The organism is Sphingomonas aurantiaca, assembly GCF_003050705.1.
Lineage (GTDB): Bacteria > Pseudomonadota > Alphaproteobacteria > Sphingomonadales > Sphingomonadaceae > Sphingomonas > Sphingomonas aurantiaca.
The window spans coordinates 459,136-477,494 of sequence record NZ_QAOG01000001.1 but is presented as its reverse complement, the minus strand read 5'-3'; the positions used below and the strand labels follow the sequence as shown (position 1 = coordinate 477,494).

Here is an 18,359-nt window from a genome sequence, read left to right as displayed (position 1 = left end):
CCAGACTGGGCTCCCGCCTTCGCGGGAGAACATGGAAGCAGGCGCCCCCCCCCCCCCCCCCCCAAAGTCCGTCATCCCAGCGAACGCTGGGATCTCCCCCCTGGAACTCCCGCCGCGCGTCAAACGGGAGACCCCAGCGTTTGCTAGGGTGACGGTGTACGTCTGAGACCATCAGCCATTCACCATTCCAAAGGACAATCGCGCTACCCCCGCCTCATGCCGAGCGCGCCACCCCAAATCCGTCCTGGCATGCCGCGCGCGACCTTCGCGCTCCTCGCCGGTTTCGCCGCATTCGCGTTCACGATCATCGTGCCCACTGCGCTTCGCGACGGCGACACCGGCTGGCACCTGGCGACCAGCGCGTGGATCGTCGCACACGCGCGCGTCCCAACGAGCGACCCCTTCTCGTTCACCGCCCCCGGCCGGCCTTGGGTCGCGCACGAATGGCTCTCCGAACTGGCGATGTATGCGAGCTATCGCGTCGCCGGCTGGAGCGGTCTTATTATCCTCATCGGCACCGCAATGGCGGCGCTATTCGCGGTCGTGGCGCACGAGATCCGCCGCTGGCTAAGCCCGCGTGCGAGTGTCGCCGCGCTGCTGATGCTCGTCACCGGCCTGCTCCCATCGCTGCTGGCCCGCCCGCACATCCTCGCGCTGCCGATCCTCGCCGCGTGGCTGATCGTCCTGTTGCACGCCCGCGAGCGCGGCAAAGCACCGCCGTTCGGTTTCGCGCTGCTGATGCTGGTCTGGGCGAACGCGCATGGCAGCTTCGTTTTCGGCCTCGCGCTCGTCGGCGTGTTCGCGCTCGAAGCGCTCATCGCCGCGGCCCCGTCCGACCGTCGCCGCGTCGTCCTCGGCTGGGGCGCGTTCGGCGTGGCTTGCGCCGTCGCCGCGACCGTCACCCCTGCCGGCGTCGATGGCCTCGCCTTCCCGTTCTACGTCGACCGCCTCAAACTGCTCGCGCATCTCAACGAGTGGCAACCCGCCGACTTCGCGACCTTCTCCGGGTTCGAGGCGATCCTCCTCGCCACGCTCGCTGTCCTGCTCCTGCGACCGGTACGCATCCCGCCGATCCGCCTGCTCCTGATGCTCGGCGTCCTGCACCTCGCTTTGCAGCATACCCGTCAGGAGATCGTCCTCGTGGTCGTCGGCATTCTCGTCCTGGCAGAACCGCTCGGCAAAGCCTGGACCGCGAAGACCGCTCCCTCGGCAACGCCCCGCCCCGCGAGCCGATCAATCGGGATCCTCATCCTGATTCTCGCGGTCGGCCTTGCCGGCTACCGGATCGCCGTGCCCGTGGTCCGCACCGACAGCGCCGGCGTCCCCGCCACCGCACTCCGGCATCTGCCGCCCTCGCTGCGCAGCCAGCGCGTGTTCAACGAATACAGCTTCGGCGGCTCGCTGATCCTCGCCGGCATCCGCCCCTATATCGACGGCCGCTCGGACATGTACGGCGACCCGTTCACGCTCGACTATTTCGCGATAGCCGGCGGCGACACGACGCGCTGGCGCGCGGCGAACGCGCGCTGGCATTTCGGCTGGACGATCCTGCCGCCACGCTCGCCGCTGGTCCGCATGCTCGACCGCGATCCTGCGTGGCAGCGCATCTATGCCGACAACGTCGCGGTGATCCACCGCGTCAAGTCGGCGCGCTAACCGCCGGACATGCGGAAGCTTTGCGCACCACGCCGCAAACGCGTATAGCGTACCCGAACCATGACTCCTGCCACCCCCCTTCTTCCACCGGCGCATTGGCGCGATTTCCTTGCGTTGACGAAGCCGCGCGTGATGACGCTCGTCGTCTTCACCGGTCTGTGCGGCATGCTCGCCGCGCCTGTCGGCGTACATCCGGTGATCGGCTTCACCGCGATCCTGTGCATTGCGCTCGGCGCAGGCGCCGCCGGCGCGCTCAACCAGTGGTATGAATCGGATATCGACGCCGTGATGCGTCGCACCGCGAAGCGTCCGCTTCCCGATGGCCGTATGGACCGCCAGGCTGCACTCCATTTCGGCGTCGGGCTCGGCGCGTTCTCGGTGCTGTTCATGGGCGTCGCGGTGAACCTCGTCGCGGCCGCGATCCTGACCGTCTCGATCCTGTTCTACGTGCTGGTGTACACCGTCTGGCTCAAGCGCCGCACGCCGCAGAACATCGTCATCGGCGGTGCCGCGGGCGCGTTCCCGCCGCTGATCGGCTGGGCCGCGGCGACCGGCGACGTCGCGCTGCTACCCGTGCTGCTGTTCCTGTTCGTGTTCCTGTGGACGCCCCCGCATTTCTGGGCGCTCGCGCTGTTCATGAAGAGCGATTACGCCGCCGCTGGCGTGCCGATGCTCCCGGTCGTCTCGGGAGAGCGCACCACGCGGACGCAGATCGGGCTTTACACGATCCCAATGGCCGCGGTCGCGATCCTGCCCTGGCCGCTCGGGCTGACGGGGCCGATCTACGGCATCGCAGCGGTGCTGCTGACCGGCTGGTTCGCGCTGCTCGCCGTCCGTGTCGCCAAACGTACCACGCATGCCGACGATGCGATGAAACCGGAGAAGGCCTTGTTCAAATACTCGATCCTGTATCTGTTCGTGATGTTCGGCGCTCTGGTCGTCGACCGGTGGTTCGCATGACGCCCCTGGAGCCCAACCAGGCCGACCTGATCCGCAGCCGCCAACGTGGGCGTGCGCGCGTGATGGCGCTGTTGCTCGGCGCGTTCGTCATCCTGATCTTCGCCGTCTCGATCGCCAAGATCCGCGCGGGCATGCCGCACTGATGGCCGGCTGGAAGGCCATGTCGCGCACCAATCGCACCGCGGCGCTCGCGGTGCTCTTCATCTGTTTCATGACCGGGCTCGCCTGGGCGAGCGTGCCGCTCTACCGCCTGTTCTGTTCGGTCACCGGTCTCAACGGCACCACGCAGCGCGGACTGGTCGCCCCCGGCGCGGTCGATCACCAGATCCGGGTAGATTTCGACACCAATGTCAGCCCCAAGCTGCCTTGGAAGTTCACCCCCGAGAATCGCTCGGACACGATCGCGATCGGTGCGCGCGACATGGCGTTCTTCACCGCCACGAACACCTCGACCAAACCGCTCACCGGCACCGCGACGTTCAACGTCCAGCCTGCGCAGGCGGGCAAGTATTTCACCAAGATCCAGTGTTTCTGCTTCACGCAGCAGACGCTCAAGCCCGGCGAGACCGCGCGGATGCCGGTGATCTTTTTCGTCGATCCGAAGATCCTGAGCGATCCGGACGCGGCAGACATCCAGACGATCACGCTCAGCTATACGTTTTACCCGGTGGATTCCGCGAAAAACGCAAGCTAGGACGGGCGCAAAGAGAATAGGGGAGTTCCATGGCCGGCGCTAAGAACCACGATTATCACATCCTGCCACCCAGCGTCTGGCCGCTGGTCGGATCGATGTCCGCGCTGATCATGGCGGTCGGCGGCATCATGTGGATGCACGGCGGCCATATCGACAAGCCCAATGGCGGCGGCTGGATCTTCTTCATCGGCCTCGCCGGGCTGCTGTTCACGTTCTACAGCTGGTGGGCGCAGGTCATCAAGGAAGCGCATGCGGGCGATCATACCCCCGTTGTCCAGCTGCATTTCCGCTACGGCATGATCCTGTTCATCGCCTCCGAGGTGATGTTCTTCGTCGGCTGGTTCTGGGCGTTCTTCGACTTCTCGCTGTTCCCGACCGCGATGACCTATGCCGATGGCAGCGTCACGCGCGCGGTCGAAGGCGGTGCGGCGATGATCGCGCAGTGGCCACCCAAGGGCCTGACGGTCATCAACCCGTTCGAGCTGCCGCTGCTCAACACGCTGATCCTGCTCACCTCGGGCACCACCGTGACCTGGGCGCACCATGCGCTGATCCACAACCAGCGCGGCGGCGAGAAGACCGGGCTCTGGGGGATGATCGGCGTCGGCAACCGCGATGGCGTTCTCAAGGGGCTGTGGCTGACGGTAATCCTTGGCGTGCTGTTCAGCTCGATCCAGGCGTATGAGTATGTCCACGCGCCGTTCCCGTTCAAGGGAATCAACTATGGCGCGGCGTTCTTCATGGCGACCGGCTTCCACGGCTTCCATGTTCTGATCGGCACGATCTTCCTGATCGTCTGCCTCGTCCGCGCCTATCGCGGCGACTTCACCCCGCGCCAGCATTTCGGCTTCGAGGCGGCGGCTTGGTACTGGCATTTCGTCGACGTCGTGTGGCTGTTCCTGTTCGTCACCGTCTATGTCTGGGGCGGCTGGGGCGCCCCTGTTCACGGCGGTTGAGCTTTTACGGTTCCACAATCTCAAGCCACCACCCCGGCGCAGGCCGGGGCCCAGTTGGCGAGGTCGCAGTAACGAAGCGCTGTCCTCCGTTAGCAACGTCGCCCAACTGGGCCCCGGCCTTCGCCGGGGTGGCGGCCTTTGCTGGTAAGCCACTGCCGCGAGCCAAATGTAGCGCCCGCCTCCTGTTCTCCCGCGAAGGCGAGAGCCCAGTCTGGGTCCCCGCCTTCGCGGGGATACAAGCGAAGGGAGATCTGACAGCATGACGCAAGACCCCTACCCGCTCGCCACCGCCCCCACGATCGCGCAGGTCGCACTCAAAGGGCTGTGCCCGCGCTGCGGCAAGCCCACCCTCTTCGCGAAATGGTCCAACTTCGCCGACCGCTGCCCGAACTGCGGCCTGGACTTTAGCAAGTTCAACGTCGGCGACGGCCCCGCCGCGTTCCTGACGCTGATTCTCGGCGCGGTCGTCGTCGCGCTCGCGATCACGCTGGAGCTCAAGGTTCACCCCCCGCTCTGGCTGCACATGCTGATCTGGATCCCCTTCACCGCGGGCGGCGTGGTCCTGTCGCTGCGCGCCGCGAAGGGTGCGCTGATGTCCGCCGAATATCGCAACGCAGCGCGCGAGGGCAAAATCGAACCGTGACACGTCCCTCGCCGCGCATTCCCGTCATCCCGACGATCCTCGTCACGCTCGCGATCGCGGCGATGATCGGGCTCGGCCTGTGGCAACTCCTCGACCGGCTCCCGAAAAAGGAGGCGTTCCTCGCGCAGCTTGCCGCCAACCCCGCCAAGCCGCCGATGGCGTTCCCGCGCCTCCCCGACGAGACGCTCCTGTTCCGCCGCGCCTCGGGCCTTTGCCTCCAACCGACCGCCATCACGCTCGCCGGCGCAGGCAAATCCGGTTTCCGCGCGATCGCGCAGTGCCGGACCGGCGCCGAAGGACCCGGCATGATCGTCCAGCTCGGCACCACGCGCGATCCGATGGCGAAGATCGCCTGGGCGGGTGGCGAAGTCTCGGGGTTCATAAGCCACGCGCCCGACGGCCGCTCGCTGATCGGATCGCTGTTCGATCACACGCCGCAGCGCCTGATGCTGGTCGCCGACACTCCGCAAGCGGGCCTTTCGCCAAACGGCCGACCCGACATCGCGTCGGTCCCGAACAACCACCTCGCTTATGCCGGGCAGTGGTTCTTCTTCGCCGCCATTGCCGCGATCATTTATGTCCTTGCGATAGCCAAGCGGCGCAACCTTGTGTCGAAAGCCTCGTCCCGCTAACCGGCTGGCCATGCGTTACATCAGCACCCGCGGTTCCGCCCCCGTCCTCGATTTCGAAGCCGCGACGCTCGCCGGCCTCGCCTCCGACGGCGGCCTGTACCTGCCCGACGCCTGGCCGACGATGACCCGCGACGAGATCGCGGCGCTCGCCGGCCTCTCCTATGTCGACACCGCGGTCGCGGTGATGGCGCCGTTCGTCGGCGACGCGATGACGCGCGAGGAACTCAAGGCGCTCTGCGACCAGGCCTATGGCCGTTTCTCGCACGCCGCGGTCGTCCCGCTCGTGCAGCTCGATCACGACCAGTGGCTGCTCGAGCTGTTCCACGGCCCGACGCTCGCGTTCAAGGACGTCGCGCTCCAGCTGCTCGGGCTCTTCTTCGAACGCTTCCTCGCGGGCACCGACAAGCGCCTGACGATCGTCGGCGCGACCAGCGGCGACACCGGCTCGGCCGCGATCGACGCGGTCGCGGGGCGCGAGGGCATCGACATCTTCATGCTCCACCCCGTCGGCCGCATCTCCGACGTGCAACGTCGTCAGATGACCACGGTGCTCAGCCCCAACGTCTACAACATCGCGATCGAAGGCAGCTTCGACGACGCGCAGGCGCTCGTAAAGGCGATGTTCAACGACCGCGCTTTCTCGACCAAGTTCGCGCTGTCGGCGGTGAACTCGATCAACTGGGCCCGGCTGATGGCGCAGGTGGTGTATTTCTTCTACGCCGCGGTCCGCCTCGGCGCGCCCGATCGCGAGGTCGCGTTCGCGGTCCCGACCGGCAATTTCGGCGACGTGTTCGCAGGCTATGTCGCCGCGCGGATGGGCCTCCCCGTTGCCAAGCTGGTCGTCGCGACCAACGTCAACGACATCCTCCACCGCGCGCTGAGCACGGGCGATTATTCGAAGGGGGGCGTCCAGCAGACCCCGACCCCGTCGATGGACATCCAGGTCAGCTCCAACTTCGAACGGCTCCTGTTCGACCTCGGCGACCGCGATGGCGCGGCGCTCGCTACGCAGATGGCTGGCTTCGAATCGTCGGGTGCGATGCGGCTGACGAACGCGCAGTCCGAAGGGGCCGCGGCGCTCTTCCAGAGCGACCGCGTCGACCTCGACGACATGACGCTCGCGATGCGCTGGGCGCACGAGCATGCGGGGCAGGTGATCGACCCGCACACCGCGATCGGCCTCGCCGCCGCGCTGCGCCTCGACGTGCCGGCGGGCGTTCCCATCGTGACGCTCGCGACGGCGCATCCCGCCAAGTTCGGCGACGCAGTAGAGCGCGCGACGGGCGTGCGGCCCTCGCTCCCCACCCGCGTCGGCGACCTGTTCGACCGCGAGGAACGCTACGCGACGCTCCCCGCCACGTTCGACGCGATCACCGCCTATATCACCGAGCGGGCGAGGCCGTCGGCATGAAGCTGCACACACTCATCGGCGAACCCTGGGCGGATTACGGCCTGATCGATTCAGGCCACGGCAAGAAGCTCGAACGCTATGGCCGCTTCCGCTTCATCCGCCCCGAACCGCAGGCGATGTGGGCCCCCGCCTCGACCAACTGGACGGCGCAGGGCGAATTCGTCCCCGGCTCCGACGAGGACGGCGGCGGCCGCTGGGAATTTTCGGAACCCGTCCCCCGCGAGGGCTGGACGCTCAAGTGGAACGAGGTGTCCTACACCGCACAGACCACCCCGTTCCGCCATCTCGGCTTCTTCCCCGACATGGCACCGGTGTGGAGCTGGATGCGCGAACGCGTGGCGGGGCTCGACTCGCCCGAGTGCATGAACCTGTTCGGCTATACCGGCGTCGGCACGCTCGCGATGGCGACCAAGGGCGTCCGCATGGTGCACGTCGATGCGTCGAAGAAATCGGTCGAGGCGGCCAAGGCCAACGCCAAGCTGTCGGGCATGGCCGACGCGCCGATCCGCTGGATGACCGACGACGCGGCGAAGTTTGTCGCGCGCGAGGTTCGCCGCGGGCGGCGGTATGACGGAATTTTGCTCGACCCGCCGAAATATGGTCGCGGGCCGGAGGGCGAGGTGTGGCGGCTCGAGGAAGACCTGCCCAAGCTGATCGCCGATTGCCGCAAGCTGCTCGACGAGAATTCGCGGTTCCTGTTCCTGACGGTCTACGCAGTGCGGATGTCCGCGCTGGCGATCGGCGAGCTGCTCAACCAGGTGTTCGCGGATTTGCCCGGCAAGGTCGAAGTAGGCGAACTCGGCGTCCGCGAGGAAGCGCGCGGCCTGACGCTGCCGACCGCGATCTGGGCCCGCTGGAGCCGCTGAGGCCGCTCCAGCTTCCACCCCGGCGAGGGCCGGGGCCCAATTGGAGAGGTCGGCGTAACGAAGGGCGGTCCTCCGTTTGCTACGTCCCCCAATTGGGCCTCGGCCTTCGCCGGGGTGGTGGTTTGTGAAACGATAGAGATCCACGCTAGCCCGCCGTTCCCCCGCGAAGGCGGGGGTCCAGGCGCCAGGAACGATACCGCTTGCAACCCTGGCCCCCCGCTTTCGCGGGGGAACAAAAGAGACGTTTACCCCGGAATCTGCTGCGAGATGCAGTGGAAGCTCCCGCCGCCCGTCAAGATATGATCCGCGCGCTGGCCCACGACCTCGCGGTCCGGGAACAGCGCCTGGATCGCCACCACCGCCGCCTGGTCGTTCTCGGCCCCGTACAACGGCACCACCACCGCGGCATTGCCGATATAGAAGTTCATGTAGCTCGCCGGCACGACCTCCTCGTCGCGCAGCACGCGGCCCGGCGACGGGATCGTCACGACCGTCAGCCCGGCTGCCGCAGCATCACGCGCGGCATTCTGGTACACCTGCCAGTTCGGATCATTGTCGGCCGCCTGCGGGATCGCCACACGTCCCTCGCCGACAAACCGCGCGAGGTTGTCGACATGGCCGTCGGTGTGATCGTTGACCAGCCCGTCCCCCAGCCAGACGACGCGCGTGTAGCCGAGATCCGACGCCAGCCGCGCCTCGATCTCTTCCTTGGTCAACGACGGATTGCGGTTCCGGTTGAGCAGGCACTGCTGGGTCGTGACGACCGTCCCGGTGCCATCGCCATCGATCGCGCCCCCTTCGAGCACCCACGCACACGTCTCGACCTGCTTGTGCCGGCTCGCCGCCAGCCGCTGCCCGATCGTGTCGTCACCCGGCAGGTCATATTTTCCGCCCCAGCCGTTGAACTGGAAGTCCCGCGCGCTGCCGTCGGCGACGATGATCGGGGCGGTGTCGCGCAGCCAGATGTCGCCGAACGGCTCGACCACCACCTCCGCGAACGGCGCGAGCCGCTTGGCGGTGGTCGCCGACCCGACGTCCGCCGCGACCAGGATCACGGTCTCGCCGCGGCCCTCGGCATGCACCGCCCTGGCGAACGCGACGACCTCGTCGCGCGCGGGTTCCAGATCGTCGAGCCACAGGTCCGCATGGCTCGGAAAGCCGATCCAGACGGCCTTGTGGTGCGCCCATTCGGCTGGGGTCGAGACGGCGGTAGTCGTGGTCACTTACTTGGCTCCTGCGCGATCGCGGTCACGAATGCCGCGGAATTCGGCGCTCTTATACCAGTTCGGCCACAGACTGGTATCGTCCGCGAGCTTGCGCCCGAGACCGTAATAGATCCCCAGATCCTCGACCGCGCCCGACCAGTCCCACTTCGCGTCATATTCGTCCGCGGGCTTGTGATAGCGGTGCGCGACATAGTCCTCGCGCGCGGCATGCCCCGCCGCCGTCCCACCGACGATCAGATCCTCGCCGCTGCCGCCATCCAGCATCGGCACGCCCAGCTTGGCAAAGCTGAAATGATCCGACCGGTAATAGCCGCCGCGTTCCAGGTTCGCCTCGACCCCGATCACGCGGCCCTCGGCGGCGACGAACGGCTTCACCAGATCCTCGATCTCAGACTTGCCCGCGCCGGCCAGCACGAAGTCCTTCGCGCGACCGTCGACGTTCAGCACGTCCATGTTCACGCCGCCCACGGTGTGCGCCAGCGGGTAGATCGGATGCTCGGCATAATAGCGCGAGCCGAGCAGCCCGGATTCCTCCGCCGTCACCGCGAGGAACGCGATCGAGCGCTTGGCGGGCCCCGCCTTCACCTGCGCCTCGGCCAGCGCGACCAGCCCGGCGATACCCGTCGCGTTGTCCGCAGCGCCGTTGCAGATATCGTCGCCCTCCACCGCGTCGCAGCGCCCGAGATGATCCCAATGCGCCGAATACAGCACATAGTCGTTCGGCGCAGTCTTGCCCGGCAACACACCGATGACGTTCTTCGACGCCTGGCGCTTGATCGTGTTGGTGAACCCGCCGCCGAACTTCAGCCCGAGCGGCACGGCCTTGAACCCCTTCACCTTCGCCGCCGCCGCCAGCGTCGCATAATCCTTGCCCGCGCTCGCGAATACGCGCTCGGCAGACGCCTTCTGCATCCAGCCGACGATCTGCGACTGGTCGAGATGATCGCCCTTCTCGTCCAGTTCGAGCTGCGGCCCGGTCCAGGACGACTGCACCACTGCCCACGGATACGCCGCCGGCTCGGTATCATGGACGATGATCGCCGCCGCCGCGCCGTGCTTGGCGGCGTTCTCGAACTTGTACGGCCAGCGCCCGTACCAGGTCATCGCGCGGCCCTCGAACGGCCCCTCACGCGACATCGTCTGCCAATCGGCGTCGTTGATCAGGATGACGACGGTCTTCCCCTTCACGTCGGTGCCCGCATAATCGTCCCAGCCCTTTTCGGGCGCGGTGATGCCGTAGCCGACGAACACGACGTCGCTGTTCGCGACCGACACCTTCGGCACGACGCGATAGGTGCCCGCGACCATGTCGGTGCGGAAGTTCAGGCTGACCGGGGCCTTGCCGCCGGAGAAGACATAGGGCTGCACGTTGCCCGCGGTGATCTGCACCATCGGCACGTCCTGCGTCCACTGACCCTTGTTGCCGGGCTTGAGCCCCGCGGCCTTCATCCGCTCGACGATATACGCGACCGTCTTGGCCTCCGCGGGCGTCGTCGGCGCGCGGCCTTCATACGCATCCGACGACAGCACCTGCGTGACGGTCTTGAGCGTCTCGACCGAGATCGCCGGGGTCGTTTGGGCGGACGCAGCGGTCCCGAGCAGCAACAGAGACAGGATGGCAGCGCGCATGGTCATTTCCCCAATGAGTTGCGCGGGTTCTGGCAGCGGTACGCGCGCCTGTCCACGCAACGAAACGGCGCAACGAAAAAGGGCGGCCCCAATGGGACCGCCCTCCACAAGCTTACCGTTCGTGCTGAGTAGAGACCGAGTAGGCGCCGAAGGCGCCGTATCGAGGGCTCGTATCGAAGCACAGGTGGTACGCGCCAACCTATCCCTCGATACGCCGTCTCGATACGCGGCTGCGCCGCTACTCGACGGCTACTCAGGACGAATGGGAGGAAATCAAATCAGCGCGAGTAGAACTCGACGACCAGATTCGGTTCCATCTTCACCGGGTAAGGCACTTCGTCGAGCGTCGGGACGCGCGTGAAGGTAACCTTGGCCGCGCCGTCCGGAGCGACATAATCGGGGATTTCGCGCTCGGCGAGGCTCTGCGCTTCCATCACCAGCGCCATTTCCTGCGCCTTCGAACCCAGCGTGATCTCGTCGCCGACGAAGCAGCGACGCGAGGCGATGTTGCACTTCACACCGTTGACGCGGATGTGGCCGTGCGAAACGATCTGGCGCGCCGCGAAGATCGTCGGCGCGAACTTGGCGCGATAGACGATCATGTCGAGACGCTGCTCGAGCAGGCCGATCAGGTTCTGCGAGGTATCGCCCTTCAGACGAGCCGCCTCATGGTAGCATGCGCGGAACTGCTTCTCCGTCACGTCGCCATAATAGCCCTTGAGCTTCTGCTTGGCGCGCAGCTGGATACCGAAGTCGCTAACCTTACCCTTGCGGCGCTGGCCGTGCTGGCCCGGGCCGTATTCGCGCTTGTTGACCGGCGACTTGGGACGACCCCAGATATTCTCGCCCATACGGCGATCGAGTTTGTACTTCGCGCTTTGACGCTTCGACATAATATAACCTTTGCAAATGCAAACAACGTTGGTCCCGGTATCGCTCTGCTGGTCGTCGTGAGACCCAAGGGTCCGGACAAGGCAGGGCCACCGCTTCACCGGGGTGCAGGGCCATTGCGAAGGCGGGCGCCTAGACGGAGGGCGGGCCAGAGTCAAGCTGGACAGCATGCGGGCCGCTCGGCAAGAGGCGGCATGACCATCCTATCCGGACCCGACTGCACCACTATGACCGAGGTCCGCGCGGGCGTCGACGCGCTCGACCGCGAGCTCGTCGCACTGCTGGCGCGCCGCTTCGCCTATATGGACGCCGCCGCACGCATCAAACCTGAGCGGGGGCATGTGCGCGACGAAGCGCGCAAGACACAGGTGATCGAGAATGCGCGGGCCGAGGCCGCGCGGCTAGGGTTGCCGGATGAGGCGATCGCGGATCTGTGGGAAGGGCTGGTCGAGGCGTCGATTGCGTATGAACTGGCGACGTTCGACCGGCGCTGAGGCGGCCCGCCGACCCCTCCCCACACTCCGTCATCCTGAACTTGATCCAGGATCCAGAGCTCCAAACGCCGCCCTCTCTGGCTCTGAATCCTGGGTCGAGCCCAGGATGACACAGGTCAACCCCGGGGCTTCTTCCCCGCCAGCGACGACAGCACGCCGCGCATCGTCCGGATCTCCTGGCTCGACCAGCCCGGCTTGGTCAGCAGCGTACGCAGCGTCCGCCGCGTCGTCTGGATCTTGTCCGGCGGATAGAAGAACCCCGCCCCCATCAGCATGGTATCGAGCTGCCCGATCATCCCGTCGAGCTCCTCCTGCGGCGCAGGCGGCATGATCGGGTTGATCGACGGCTGGCTGAGTTCGCGCTCCGCGGTCAGCCCCTTGGACCATTCATACGCGACCAGAATCACCGCCTGGGCAAGGTTGAGCGAGCCGAACTCCGGATTGATCGGCACCGTGATGATCGTCCGCGCGACCGCGACGTCGTCGGTCTCGAGGCCCGATCGCTCGGGCCCGAACAGGATCGCGGAGCGGCCGGGCGCGGCGTGGATCTCGGTCGCGGCCTGTTCGGGGGTGACGACGGGCTTGGTCACGCCCCGCTTGCGCACCGTGGTGGCGAACACCTGCGCGCAGTCCGCAGTGGCGGCCGCGACGCTGTCGTAGACCTGCGCGTTCTGGAGGACCATGCCTGCGCCGCTTGCGGCGGGGCCCGCGGAGGGGTTGGGCCAGCCGTCGCGTGGGGATACGAGGCGCATCTCGACAAGCCCGAAATTGAGCATCGCACGCGCGGCCTTGCCGATATTCTCGCCGAGCTGGGGGCGGACCAGGACGATCACCGGGGGTGGGGTGGGGCCGCCGACAATCCCGGCCCCGTCCGAAAGCGTCTCGCTGTCGCCGGTAATGTCCGCACGCGTCATATTTTCGTCAATCACGTCGCCAAATCCACCAATCTCGCCAAGCTCACCAAAGTCGATGTGCTCAGCCAATTCACCCCGGTCTTCCACCCCACCCCGTTCGTCCTGAGTAGGGGCTGAGCGAAGCCGAAGACCCGTATCGAAGGACTTGCGCGCGAGGAAGCGCACCGCCTCCCAATTGCCCGCCGCCAACGCTTCTTTCTTCGCGCGGCTCCATCCCTTTAGCTGGCGCTCGGCTCCCAGCGCTTCGATCCTGCTCGGGAAATCTTGCGACCAAATGAGCGTCACCGGGCGCCGGTTATGCGTGTATCCCGGAAACTCGCCAAGCTGGTGCTGCGCGATGCGGCGTTCGAGCGCGTCGGTATGGCCAATATAATAACTGCCGTCGGAACAGCGTAGCATGTAGGCGTAAAAGCTCATGCAACCTGTCCTTCGATACGGGCCTTCGCCAAGCTCAGTCCCTACTCAGGACGAACGGAAGGGGGTGAGGCAATGTCGATAAGGTGAAGTGCGCAATGTGGCCAGCACTGGCGCGGATCGAAGGACCGACTCGCGGGCCCCGATCACTCCGCCCGCCCGACCTCCTCGACACTCCCGGCAAACGCCTCGAAGTCCTTCGCCTCGCTAAAATCCCGGTACACACTCGCAAACCGGATATACGCGACCGAATCGAGCCCCTTGAGCCCATCCATCACCATTTCGCCGATCCGCTTCGACGTCACGTCGTTCTCGCCCAGCGTCTCGAGCCGGCGCTGGATCCCGCTCACGAGCTTGTCGATCCGCCCCGCCTCGATCGCCCGTTTCCGCGTCGCGATCGACAGCGACCGCAGCAGCTTCTCGCGGTCGAATGGCTCACGCCTGCCCTCACTCTTCAACACGAACAGTTCGCGCAACTGGATGCGTTCGAACGTCGTGAAACGCGCGGCGCAGCCTTCGCACTGGCGCCGGCGCCGGATCGCCGCCCCGTCTTCGGTGGGGCGGCTGTCCTTTACCTGGCTGTCTTCATGTCCGCAAAAGGGGCAGCGCATTCAGACCTTCTTCTTGCCCTTGTAGTAGGCGTAGCCCGCGCCTGCGAGCGCACCGAAGATCGGGCCGATCACCGGCACCGGGATCGCCACGACTGCGCCGAGCGCGCTCCACTTGGCCATGCTCTTGCCGAGGCCGGGGGTCGCCTTGATGTCGTTCTGGATTTCGTCGATCTTCGACATGCTCATCATCCTTGATAGATCGGGAAGCGTGCGCACAGCGTGCGAACACGCGTCCGAACGTCCGCCTCGACCTCCGGGTCCCCATGCTCGCCCTTTTTCGCGAGCCCGTCCAGCACGTCGGCGACCATGTTGCCGATCTCGCGGAATTCGGCCGGGCCGAAGCCGCGCGTGGTGCCGGCAGGGCTGCCGACGCGGATGCCGCTGGTCTTCATCGGCGGCAACGGATCATTGGGGATGCCGTTTTTGTTGCAGGTGATCCCCGCACGCTCGAGCGCCTCGTCCGCATCGCGTCCGGTGATACCCAGCGGGGTGAGGTCGATCAACGCCAGATGCGTGTCGGTGCCGCCCGAAACCACGTCGGACCCGCGCTCCTTGAGCGTCGCCGCGAGCACCTTCGCATTCTCGACGACGGCGGCGATGTAGCTCTTGAAGTCGGGCTGGAGCGCCTCGCCGAACGCGACGGCCTTTGCCGCGATCACATGCATGAGCGGCCCACCCTGGAGACCCGGGAACACCGCCGAGTTGATCTTCTTCGCGACGGCCTCGTCATTCGTCATGATCATGCCGCCGCGCGGACCGCGCAGCGTCTTGTGCGTGGTGGTGGTGACGACATGCGCATGGCCGAACGGCGTCGGGTGCAGCCCGGCGGCGACGATCCCGGCGAAATGCGCCATGTCGACCATGAAATACGCGCCGACCTTGTCCGCGATCTCCCGGAAGCGCGCGAAGTCGATGACGCGCGGATAGGCCGAGCCGCCTGCGATGATCAGCTTCGGCTGATGCTCGACCGCCAGCGCCTCGACCGCGTCGTAATCGATCAGGTGCGTGGTCGCGTCGACGCCGTACTGGATCGCGTTGAACCACTTGCCCGACTGCGCGGGCTTGGCGCCGTGCGTCAGGTGACCGCCGGCATCGAGGCTCATGCCGAGGATGGTGTCGCCGGGCTTGACCAGCGCGAGCATCACCGCGCCGTTCGCCTGCGCGCCCGAATGCGGCTGGACGTTGACGAACCCGCAGCCGAAGATCTGCTTGGCACGCTCGATCGCGAGCGTCTCGACTGTGTCCGACGGCGCGCAGCCCTGGTAATAGCGCTTGCCCGGATAGCCTTCCGCATATTTGTTGGTGAAGACCGAGCCCTGCGCCTCGAGCACTGCCTTCGAGACGATGTTCTCGGACGCGATCAGCTCGATCTGGGTCTGCTCGCGCTCGAGCTCGGCCTCTACGCCGGCGAAGACGGCGGCATCGGCATCGGCGAGGCCGCGGGTGAAGAAGCCGTCCGGCTGGACGTCATGGAGCGTATTGGGCTGGGTGCTCATGCGGGGACCTTTAGCTTGTCGACACGGAGTTGATGACGGCCGCCGGCGAAATCGGCGGTCAGGAAGGCTTCGACGCAGGCCTTGGCCATTTCCTCGCCGATCAGGCGGGCGCCCATCGCGATGGCATTGGCGTCGTTATGGATGCGCGCAAGACTCGCCGACAGCGGCTCGGAGACGAGCGCACAGCGGCAGGCGGGATTGCGGTTCGCGGCGATCGAGATGCCGATGCCCGACCCGCACAGCGCGATGCCGCGGTCCGCGCTGCCATCGGCGATCGCCGAGGCGAGCGTGTACCCGTAATCGGGATAATCGACGCTGGCGGTGCCTTCGGGGCCAAGGTCGAGCACGTCGTGCCCTGCCTCGCGCAGCCACGCGGCAAGCACCGCTTTCAACGAAACGGCGGCGTGATCGGACGCGATGGCGATGCGCACCTGGCGTAATCCTGTGACGGGGGATCGGGTGCCCAGCCCTTTACCGAGCCGAGCCGGGATTTGCCACACCTGTTCGCGAGGCCGTGATAGAAGCGCGCATCCCAATTGACGCCGTCATCCTGACGAAAGTCAGGATCCAGGGTCATATAGCGCGCCCTTCTTGGCTCTGGGTCCTGACTTTCGTCAGGATGACGCGCTAAGATTTGCAGTTTCGCAAAACGCCGACCGCGAAGGAAGACCGCCATGAAACCCCACGCCCTGATCGCCGCCGTCGCGCTGACCGCTTGCTCCGGCCCCGCGCCCGACACCAGCAGCGACGGCACCATGACGTCCGTCGGATCGGTCGAACGCAAGATGGCCCCGCCAAAGCCGAAGCCCGCGCCCGATTATGCCGGCCGCTGGATCGGCGTCGAAGGCATGGTCCTCGACATCGCCCCCGCCCCCGCTGGCGTGCCCGGCCGCTATGCACTCACGATGCAATGGGATCTCGACAACAAGGGCAGTTTCGACGGGGTCGCGGCCGGCGACACGATCACGTTCGATCGCAACGGCATACGCGAGACGCTGCGCCCCACGAACGGCACTGCGACCGCCCTGAAATATCTCGCGGGAAAAACCGACTGCCTTACCGTCAAGCCAGGCGAAGGCTATTGCCGCGACGGACTTAGCCGCTAGGCTCCCAACTGTGACTATCACACATCTCAACGCCGATGCCGCGCGCGCGCACCTTTCCGAAGTGCTGCTGCGCACCGGACAAGAGGATCGCGATGCGTTTCGCGAGCTCTATTCGCTGACCAGCGCGAAGCTTTTCGGCATCACGCACCGTATCTGCGGCAATGCCCAAGCCGCGGAGGATGTGCTGCACGAGGTCTATCTCACGATCTGGAAACGCGCCGGGGCCTGGGAACCCGGGCGCGCGAGCCCGATAACCTGGTTGGCGACGATCGCGCGCAACCGCGCCATCGACTGGCAGCGCGCGCAGGGCGTCCGCCGCACGAGCCCGCTCGACGACGCGCCCGACATCGCCGATCCCGGCGAAGGCGCCGAGGCGGGGATGCTGGCGAGCGAATCGTCGCGCGAGCTGATCGAATGCCTCGACGGTCTCGAGCCGCAGCAGCGCGACGCGATCCGCACCGCCTTCTTCGACGGCATCACCTATGCCGAACTGGCGATTAAGCGCGCGGTGCCGCTGGGGACGATGAAGAGCTGGGTCCGCCGCGGCCTCGCTCGCCTGAAGGATTGCCTCGGTGGCTGATCCCGACACCATCCCCGAAGACGTCGCCGCCGCCGAACTCGCGCTCGGCCTGCTCGACGGCGAGGAACGCGGCGCGGCGCTTCGTCGCGTGCTCGCCGAACCCGGCTTTGCGGCCCAGGTCGAATGGTGGCGATCGCGCTTCGCCGCCTTGTTCGATCTCTGGCCAGAGCACGCGGCCCCGCCGCATCTCGCCGCGCGGATCGAAGCCAGCCTCGACGGTCCAACGTCTACCACGACCAGCCGCTTTGCGTGGCCCGCGCTGGCCGCCATCACCAGTGCGATCGCCGCATCGCTGCTGCTGTTCGTCATGGTTCGCCCCGAACCGACCGTGCCCGTCTCGCAACCGATCCCCGTCGCCCGCGCGACCAGCGTGCTCGTCGCGATGCTCGGCGATGCGAAGTCGCCCATTGCCGCGGTCTATGATCCCGCCAACGGTGCGTTGCGCGTCGCTGCCGGTCCCGGCGTTCCGGACGCGCGCGTCGCACAGCTCTGGGTGATCGGCGGCGACGGCGTGCCGCACTCGCTCGGTCTGCTCTCGGGGCGTCCGACCGCGCTGGCGCCGAAGGGCGTCGACCGCGGTCGCATCGCCCCCGGCGCGACGCTCGCGATCTCGCTCGAACCGCTCGGCGGCTCGCCGACCGGGCTGCCGACCGGTCCGGTCGTCGCGACCGGCGTGGTCGCGCGCGTCTGATGACCGTGCGACCTGCCGCGACCGGCGGCATCCCGCCCATCGCGCGGCTGCTAGGCCTGAGCGGCTTGCTCCCACAACTCGGCGCAGTCGCGCTGTTGTTGAGCGGTGACCCGCAAAGCCGCTATGCCGCGCTGGCGATCGCCTATGCCTATGCCGCGATCATCCTGAGCTTCCTCGGTGGCTTGTGGTGGGGCCTCGCCGCGCGCACCGACTCGGCCCCGCGCTGGCTCTGGTTCGCCAGCGTCGCCCCCTCGCTGATCGCGCTCGGCACGGCGTGGCCCTGGATGGTCGGCCTGCGCTGGCCCGGGCCGTCGCTGGTGGTGCTCGGCATCAGCCTGATCGGCGCGCTGCTCGTCGACCGCGCGCTGGTCCGCGACGGTATCGCACCGCCCGGCTGGATGGCGTTGCGGCTGCCTCTGTCGCTGGGTTTGGGCGTGCTGACTCTTTTAGCGGCGGCACTCTAACGACTCTGCGTGGCGTCCGATAAGT

The 18,359-nt window shown here is 66.8% G+C and carries 22 protein-coding genes; 14 read left to right on the top strand and 8 right to left on the bottom strand.

Going from position 1 to position 18,359, the window contains the following annotated elements:
* The first annotated feature begins 249 nt into the window (after positions 1–249).
* The 9 genes from C8J26_RS02295 (at position 250) to C8J26_RS02260 (ending at position 7,818) form a co-directional block, all read left to right on the top strand.
* Positions 250–1,656: a hypothetical protein gene (locus C8J26_RS02295; RefSeq protein ID WP_107956546.1), complete on the top strand. Its 1,407-nt coding sequence runs from the start codon at positions 250–252 to the stop codon at positions 1,654–1,656.
* 60 nt (positions 1,657–1,716) lie between these two features.
* The gene (locus tag C8J26_RS02290; RefSeq protein ID WP_107956545.1) at positions 1,717–2,616 is read left to right on the top strand and encodes a heme o synthase; all 900 of its coding nucleotides are present in this window, start codon (positions 1,717–1,719) and stop codon (positions 2,614–2,616) included.
* Positions 2,613–2,759 (top strand): hypothetical protein, encoded by a 147-nt coding sequence (locus C8J26_RS20355; protein ID WP_165391695.1) that lies wholly within the window; start codon positions 2,613–2,615, stop codon positions 2,757–2,759. Before C8J26_RS02290 ends, C8J26_RS20355 begins: the two co-directional genes overlap by 4 nt.
* On the top strand, positions 2,759–3,310 hold the full coding sequence (locus C8J26_RS02285) for a cytochrome c oxidase assembly protein (RefSeq protein WP_056412810.1): 552 nt from the start codon (positions 2,759–2,761) through the stop codon (positions 3,308–3,310). The genes C8J26_RS20355 and C8J26_RS02285 overlap by 1 nt, the downstream gene beginning before the upstream one ends.
* A gap of 29 nt (positions 3,311–3,339) precedes the next feature.
* The gene (locus C8J26_RS02280) at positions 3,340–4,266 is read left to right on the top strand and encodes a cytochrome c oxidase subunit 3 (RefSeq protein ID WP_107956544.1); all 927 of its coding nucleotides are present in this window, start codon (positions 3,340–3,342) and stop codon (positions 4,264–4,266) included.
* Between the two features lie 259 nt (positions 4,267–4,525).
* On the top strand, positions 4,526–4,909 hold the full coding sequence (locus C8J26_RS02275) for a DUF983 domain-containing protein (protein WP_107956543.1): 384 nt from the start codon (positions 4,526–4,528) through the stop codon (positions 4,907–4,909).
* Complete coding sequence (locus tag C8J26_RS02270; RefSeq protein WP_341871488.1) at positions 4,906–5,541, top strand: SURF1 family cytochrome oxidase biogenesis protein; 636 nt, start codon at positions 4,906–4,908, stop codon at positions 5,539–5,541. The genes C8J26_RS02275 and C8J26_RS02270 overlap by 4 nt, the downstream gene beginning before the upstream one ends.
* A 10-nt stretch (positions 5,542–5,551) precedes the next feature.
* The gene (thrC, locus tag C8J26_RS02265; RefSeq protein ID WP_107956542.1) at positions 5,552–6,952 is read left to right on the top strand and encodes a threonine synthase; all 1,401 of its coding nucleotides are present in this window, start codon (positions 5,552–5,554) and stop codon (positions 6,950–6,952) included.
* Entirely contained in the window at positions 6,949–7,818 is an 870-nt protein-coding gene (locus C8J26_RS02260) for a class I SAM-dependent methyltransferase (RefSeq protein ID WP_107956541.1), read from the top strand. The genes thrC and C8J26_RS02260 overlap by 4 nt, the downstream gene beginning before the upstream one ends.
* Positions 7,819–8,063: 245 nt before the next feature.
* Here the strand turns inward: C8J26_RS02260 and C8J26_RS02255 are convergent, their stop codons facing one another.
* From C8J26_RS02255 to rpsD, 3 genes are all read right to left on the bottom strand, one after another.
* Entirely contained in the window at positions 8,064–9,041 is a 978-nt protein-coding gene (locus C8J26_RS02255) for an agmatine deiminase family protein (protein ID WP_107956540.1), read from the bottom strand.
* On the bottom strand, positions 9,042–10,673 hold the full coding sequence (locus C8J26_RS02250; protein ID WP_107957022.1) for a M28 family peptidase: 1,632 nt from the start codon (positions 10,671–10,673) through the stop codon (positions 9,042–9,044).
* A 278-nt stretch (positions 10,674–10,951) separates the two neighbouring features.
* Positions 10,952–11,566 (bottom strand): 30S ribosomal protein S4, encoded by a 615-nt coding sequence (gene rpsD, locus C8J26_RS02245; protein WP_056017869.1) that lies wholly within the window; start codon positions 11,564–11,566, stop codon positions 10,952–10,954.
* A 192-nt stretch (positions 11,567–11,758) separates the two neighbouring features.
* Here rpsD and C8J26_RS02240 point away from each other — a divergent pair, with 192 nt between their 5' ends.
* Positions 11,759–12,058: a chorismate mutase gene (locus tag C8J26_RS02240; RefSeq protein ID WP_107956539.1), complete on the top strand. Its 300-nt coding sequence runs from the start codon at positions 11,759–11,761 to the stop codon at positions 12,056–12,058.
* 116 nt (positions 12,059–12,174) lie between these two features.
* On the opposite strand, the gene C8J26_RS02235 is transcribed toward C8J26_RS02240, so the two are convergent.
* From C8J26_RS02235 to rpiB, 5 genes are all read right to left on the bottom strand, one after another.
* On the bottom strand, positions 12,175–13,389 hold the full coding sequence (locus C8J26_RS02235) for a TrmH family RNA methyltransferase (RefSeq protein WP_107956538.1): 1,215 nt from the start codon (positions 13,387–13,389) through the stop codon (positions 12,175–12,177).
* A gap of 143 nt (positions 13,390–13,532) precedes the next feature.
* Positions 13,533–13,997: a transcriptional regulator NrdR gene (nrdR, locus tag C8J26_RS02230; RefSeq protein WP_056412833.1), complete on the bottom strand. Its 465-nt coding sequence runs from the start codon at positions 13,995–13,997 to the stop codon at positions 13,533–13,535.
* Positions 13,998–14,177, bottom strand: a complete 180-nt coding sequence (locus tag C8J26_RS02225; RefSeq protein ID WP_055882487.1) for a hypothetical protein — start codon at positions 14,175–14,177, stop codon at positions 13,998–14,000. It lies immediately after the preceding gene.
* A gap of 5 nt (positions 14,178–14,182) precedes the next feature.
* A complete protein-coding gene (locus C8J26_RS02220) occupies positions 14,183–15,493 on the bottom strand; it encodes a serine hydroxymethyltransferase (protein ID WP_107956537.1) in 1,311 nt (436 codons plus the stop codon).
* Positions 15,490–15,924: a ribose 5-phosphate isomerase B gene (gene rpiB, locus C8J26_RS02215; RefSeq protein ID WP_107956536.1), complete on the bottom strand. Its 435-nt coding sequence runs from the start codon at positions 15,922–15,924 to the stop codon at positions 15,490–15,492. Before rpiB ends, C8J26_RS02220 begins: the two co-directional genes overlap by 4 nt.
* Before the next feature lie 243 nt (positions 15,925–16,167).
* Between rpiB and C8J26_RS02210 the strand changes: the two genes are divergently transcribed.
* Genes C8J26_RS02210 through C8J26_RS02195 form a run of 4 tightly spaced genes read left to right on the top strand, consistent with a single transcriptional unit; the run spans position 16,168 to position 18,334 of the window.
* A complete protein-coding gene (locus C8J26_RS02210; RefSeq protein WP_107956535.1) occupies positions 16,168–16,599 on the top strand; it encodes a hypothetical protein in 432 nt (143 codons plus the stop codon).
* A 10-nt stretch (positions 16,600–16,609) separates the two neighbouring features.
* Positions 16,610–17,179: a sigma-70 family RNA polymerase sigma factor gene (locus tag C8J26_RS02205; RefSeq protein WP_107956534.1), complete on the top strand. Its 570-nt coding sequence runs from the start codon at positions 16,610–16,612 to the stop codon at positions 17,177–17,179.
* Positions 17,172–17,870 carry an anti-sigma factor gene (locus tag C8J26_RS02200; protein WP_244185120.1) on the top strand — a complete coding sequence of 233 codons (699 nt, stop codon included), beginning with the start codon at positions 17,172–17,174 and terminating at the stop codon, positions 17,868–17,870. The genes C8J26_RS02205 and C8J26_RS02200 overlap by 8 nt, the downstream gene beginning before the upstream one ends.
* On the top strand, positions 17,870–18,334 hold the full coding sequence (locus C8J26_RS02195; RefSeq protein ID WP_107956532.1) for a DUF3429 domain-containing protein: 465 nt from the start codon (positions 17,870–17,872) through the stop codon (positions 18,332–18,334). Before C8J26_RS02200 ends, C8J26_RS02195 begins: the two co-directional genes overlap by 1 nt.
* Positions 18,335–18,359 lie beyond the last annotated feature (25 nt).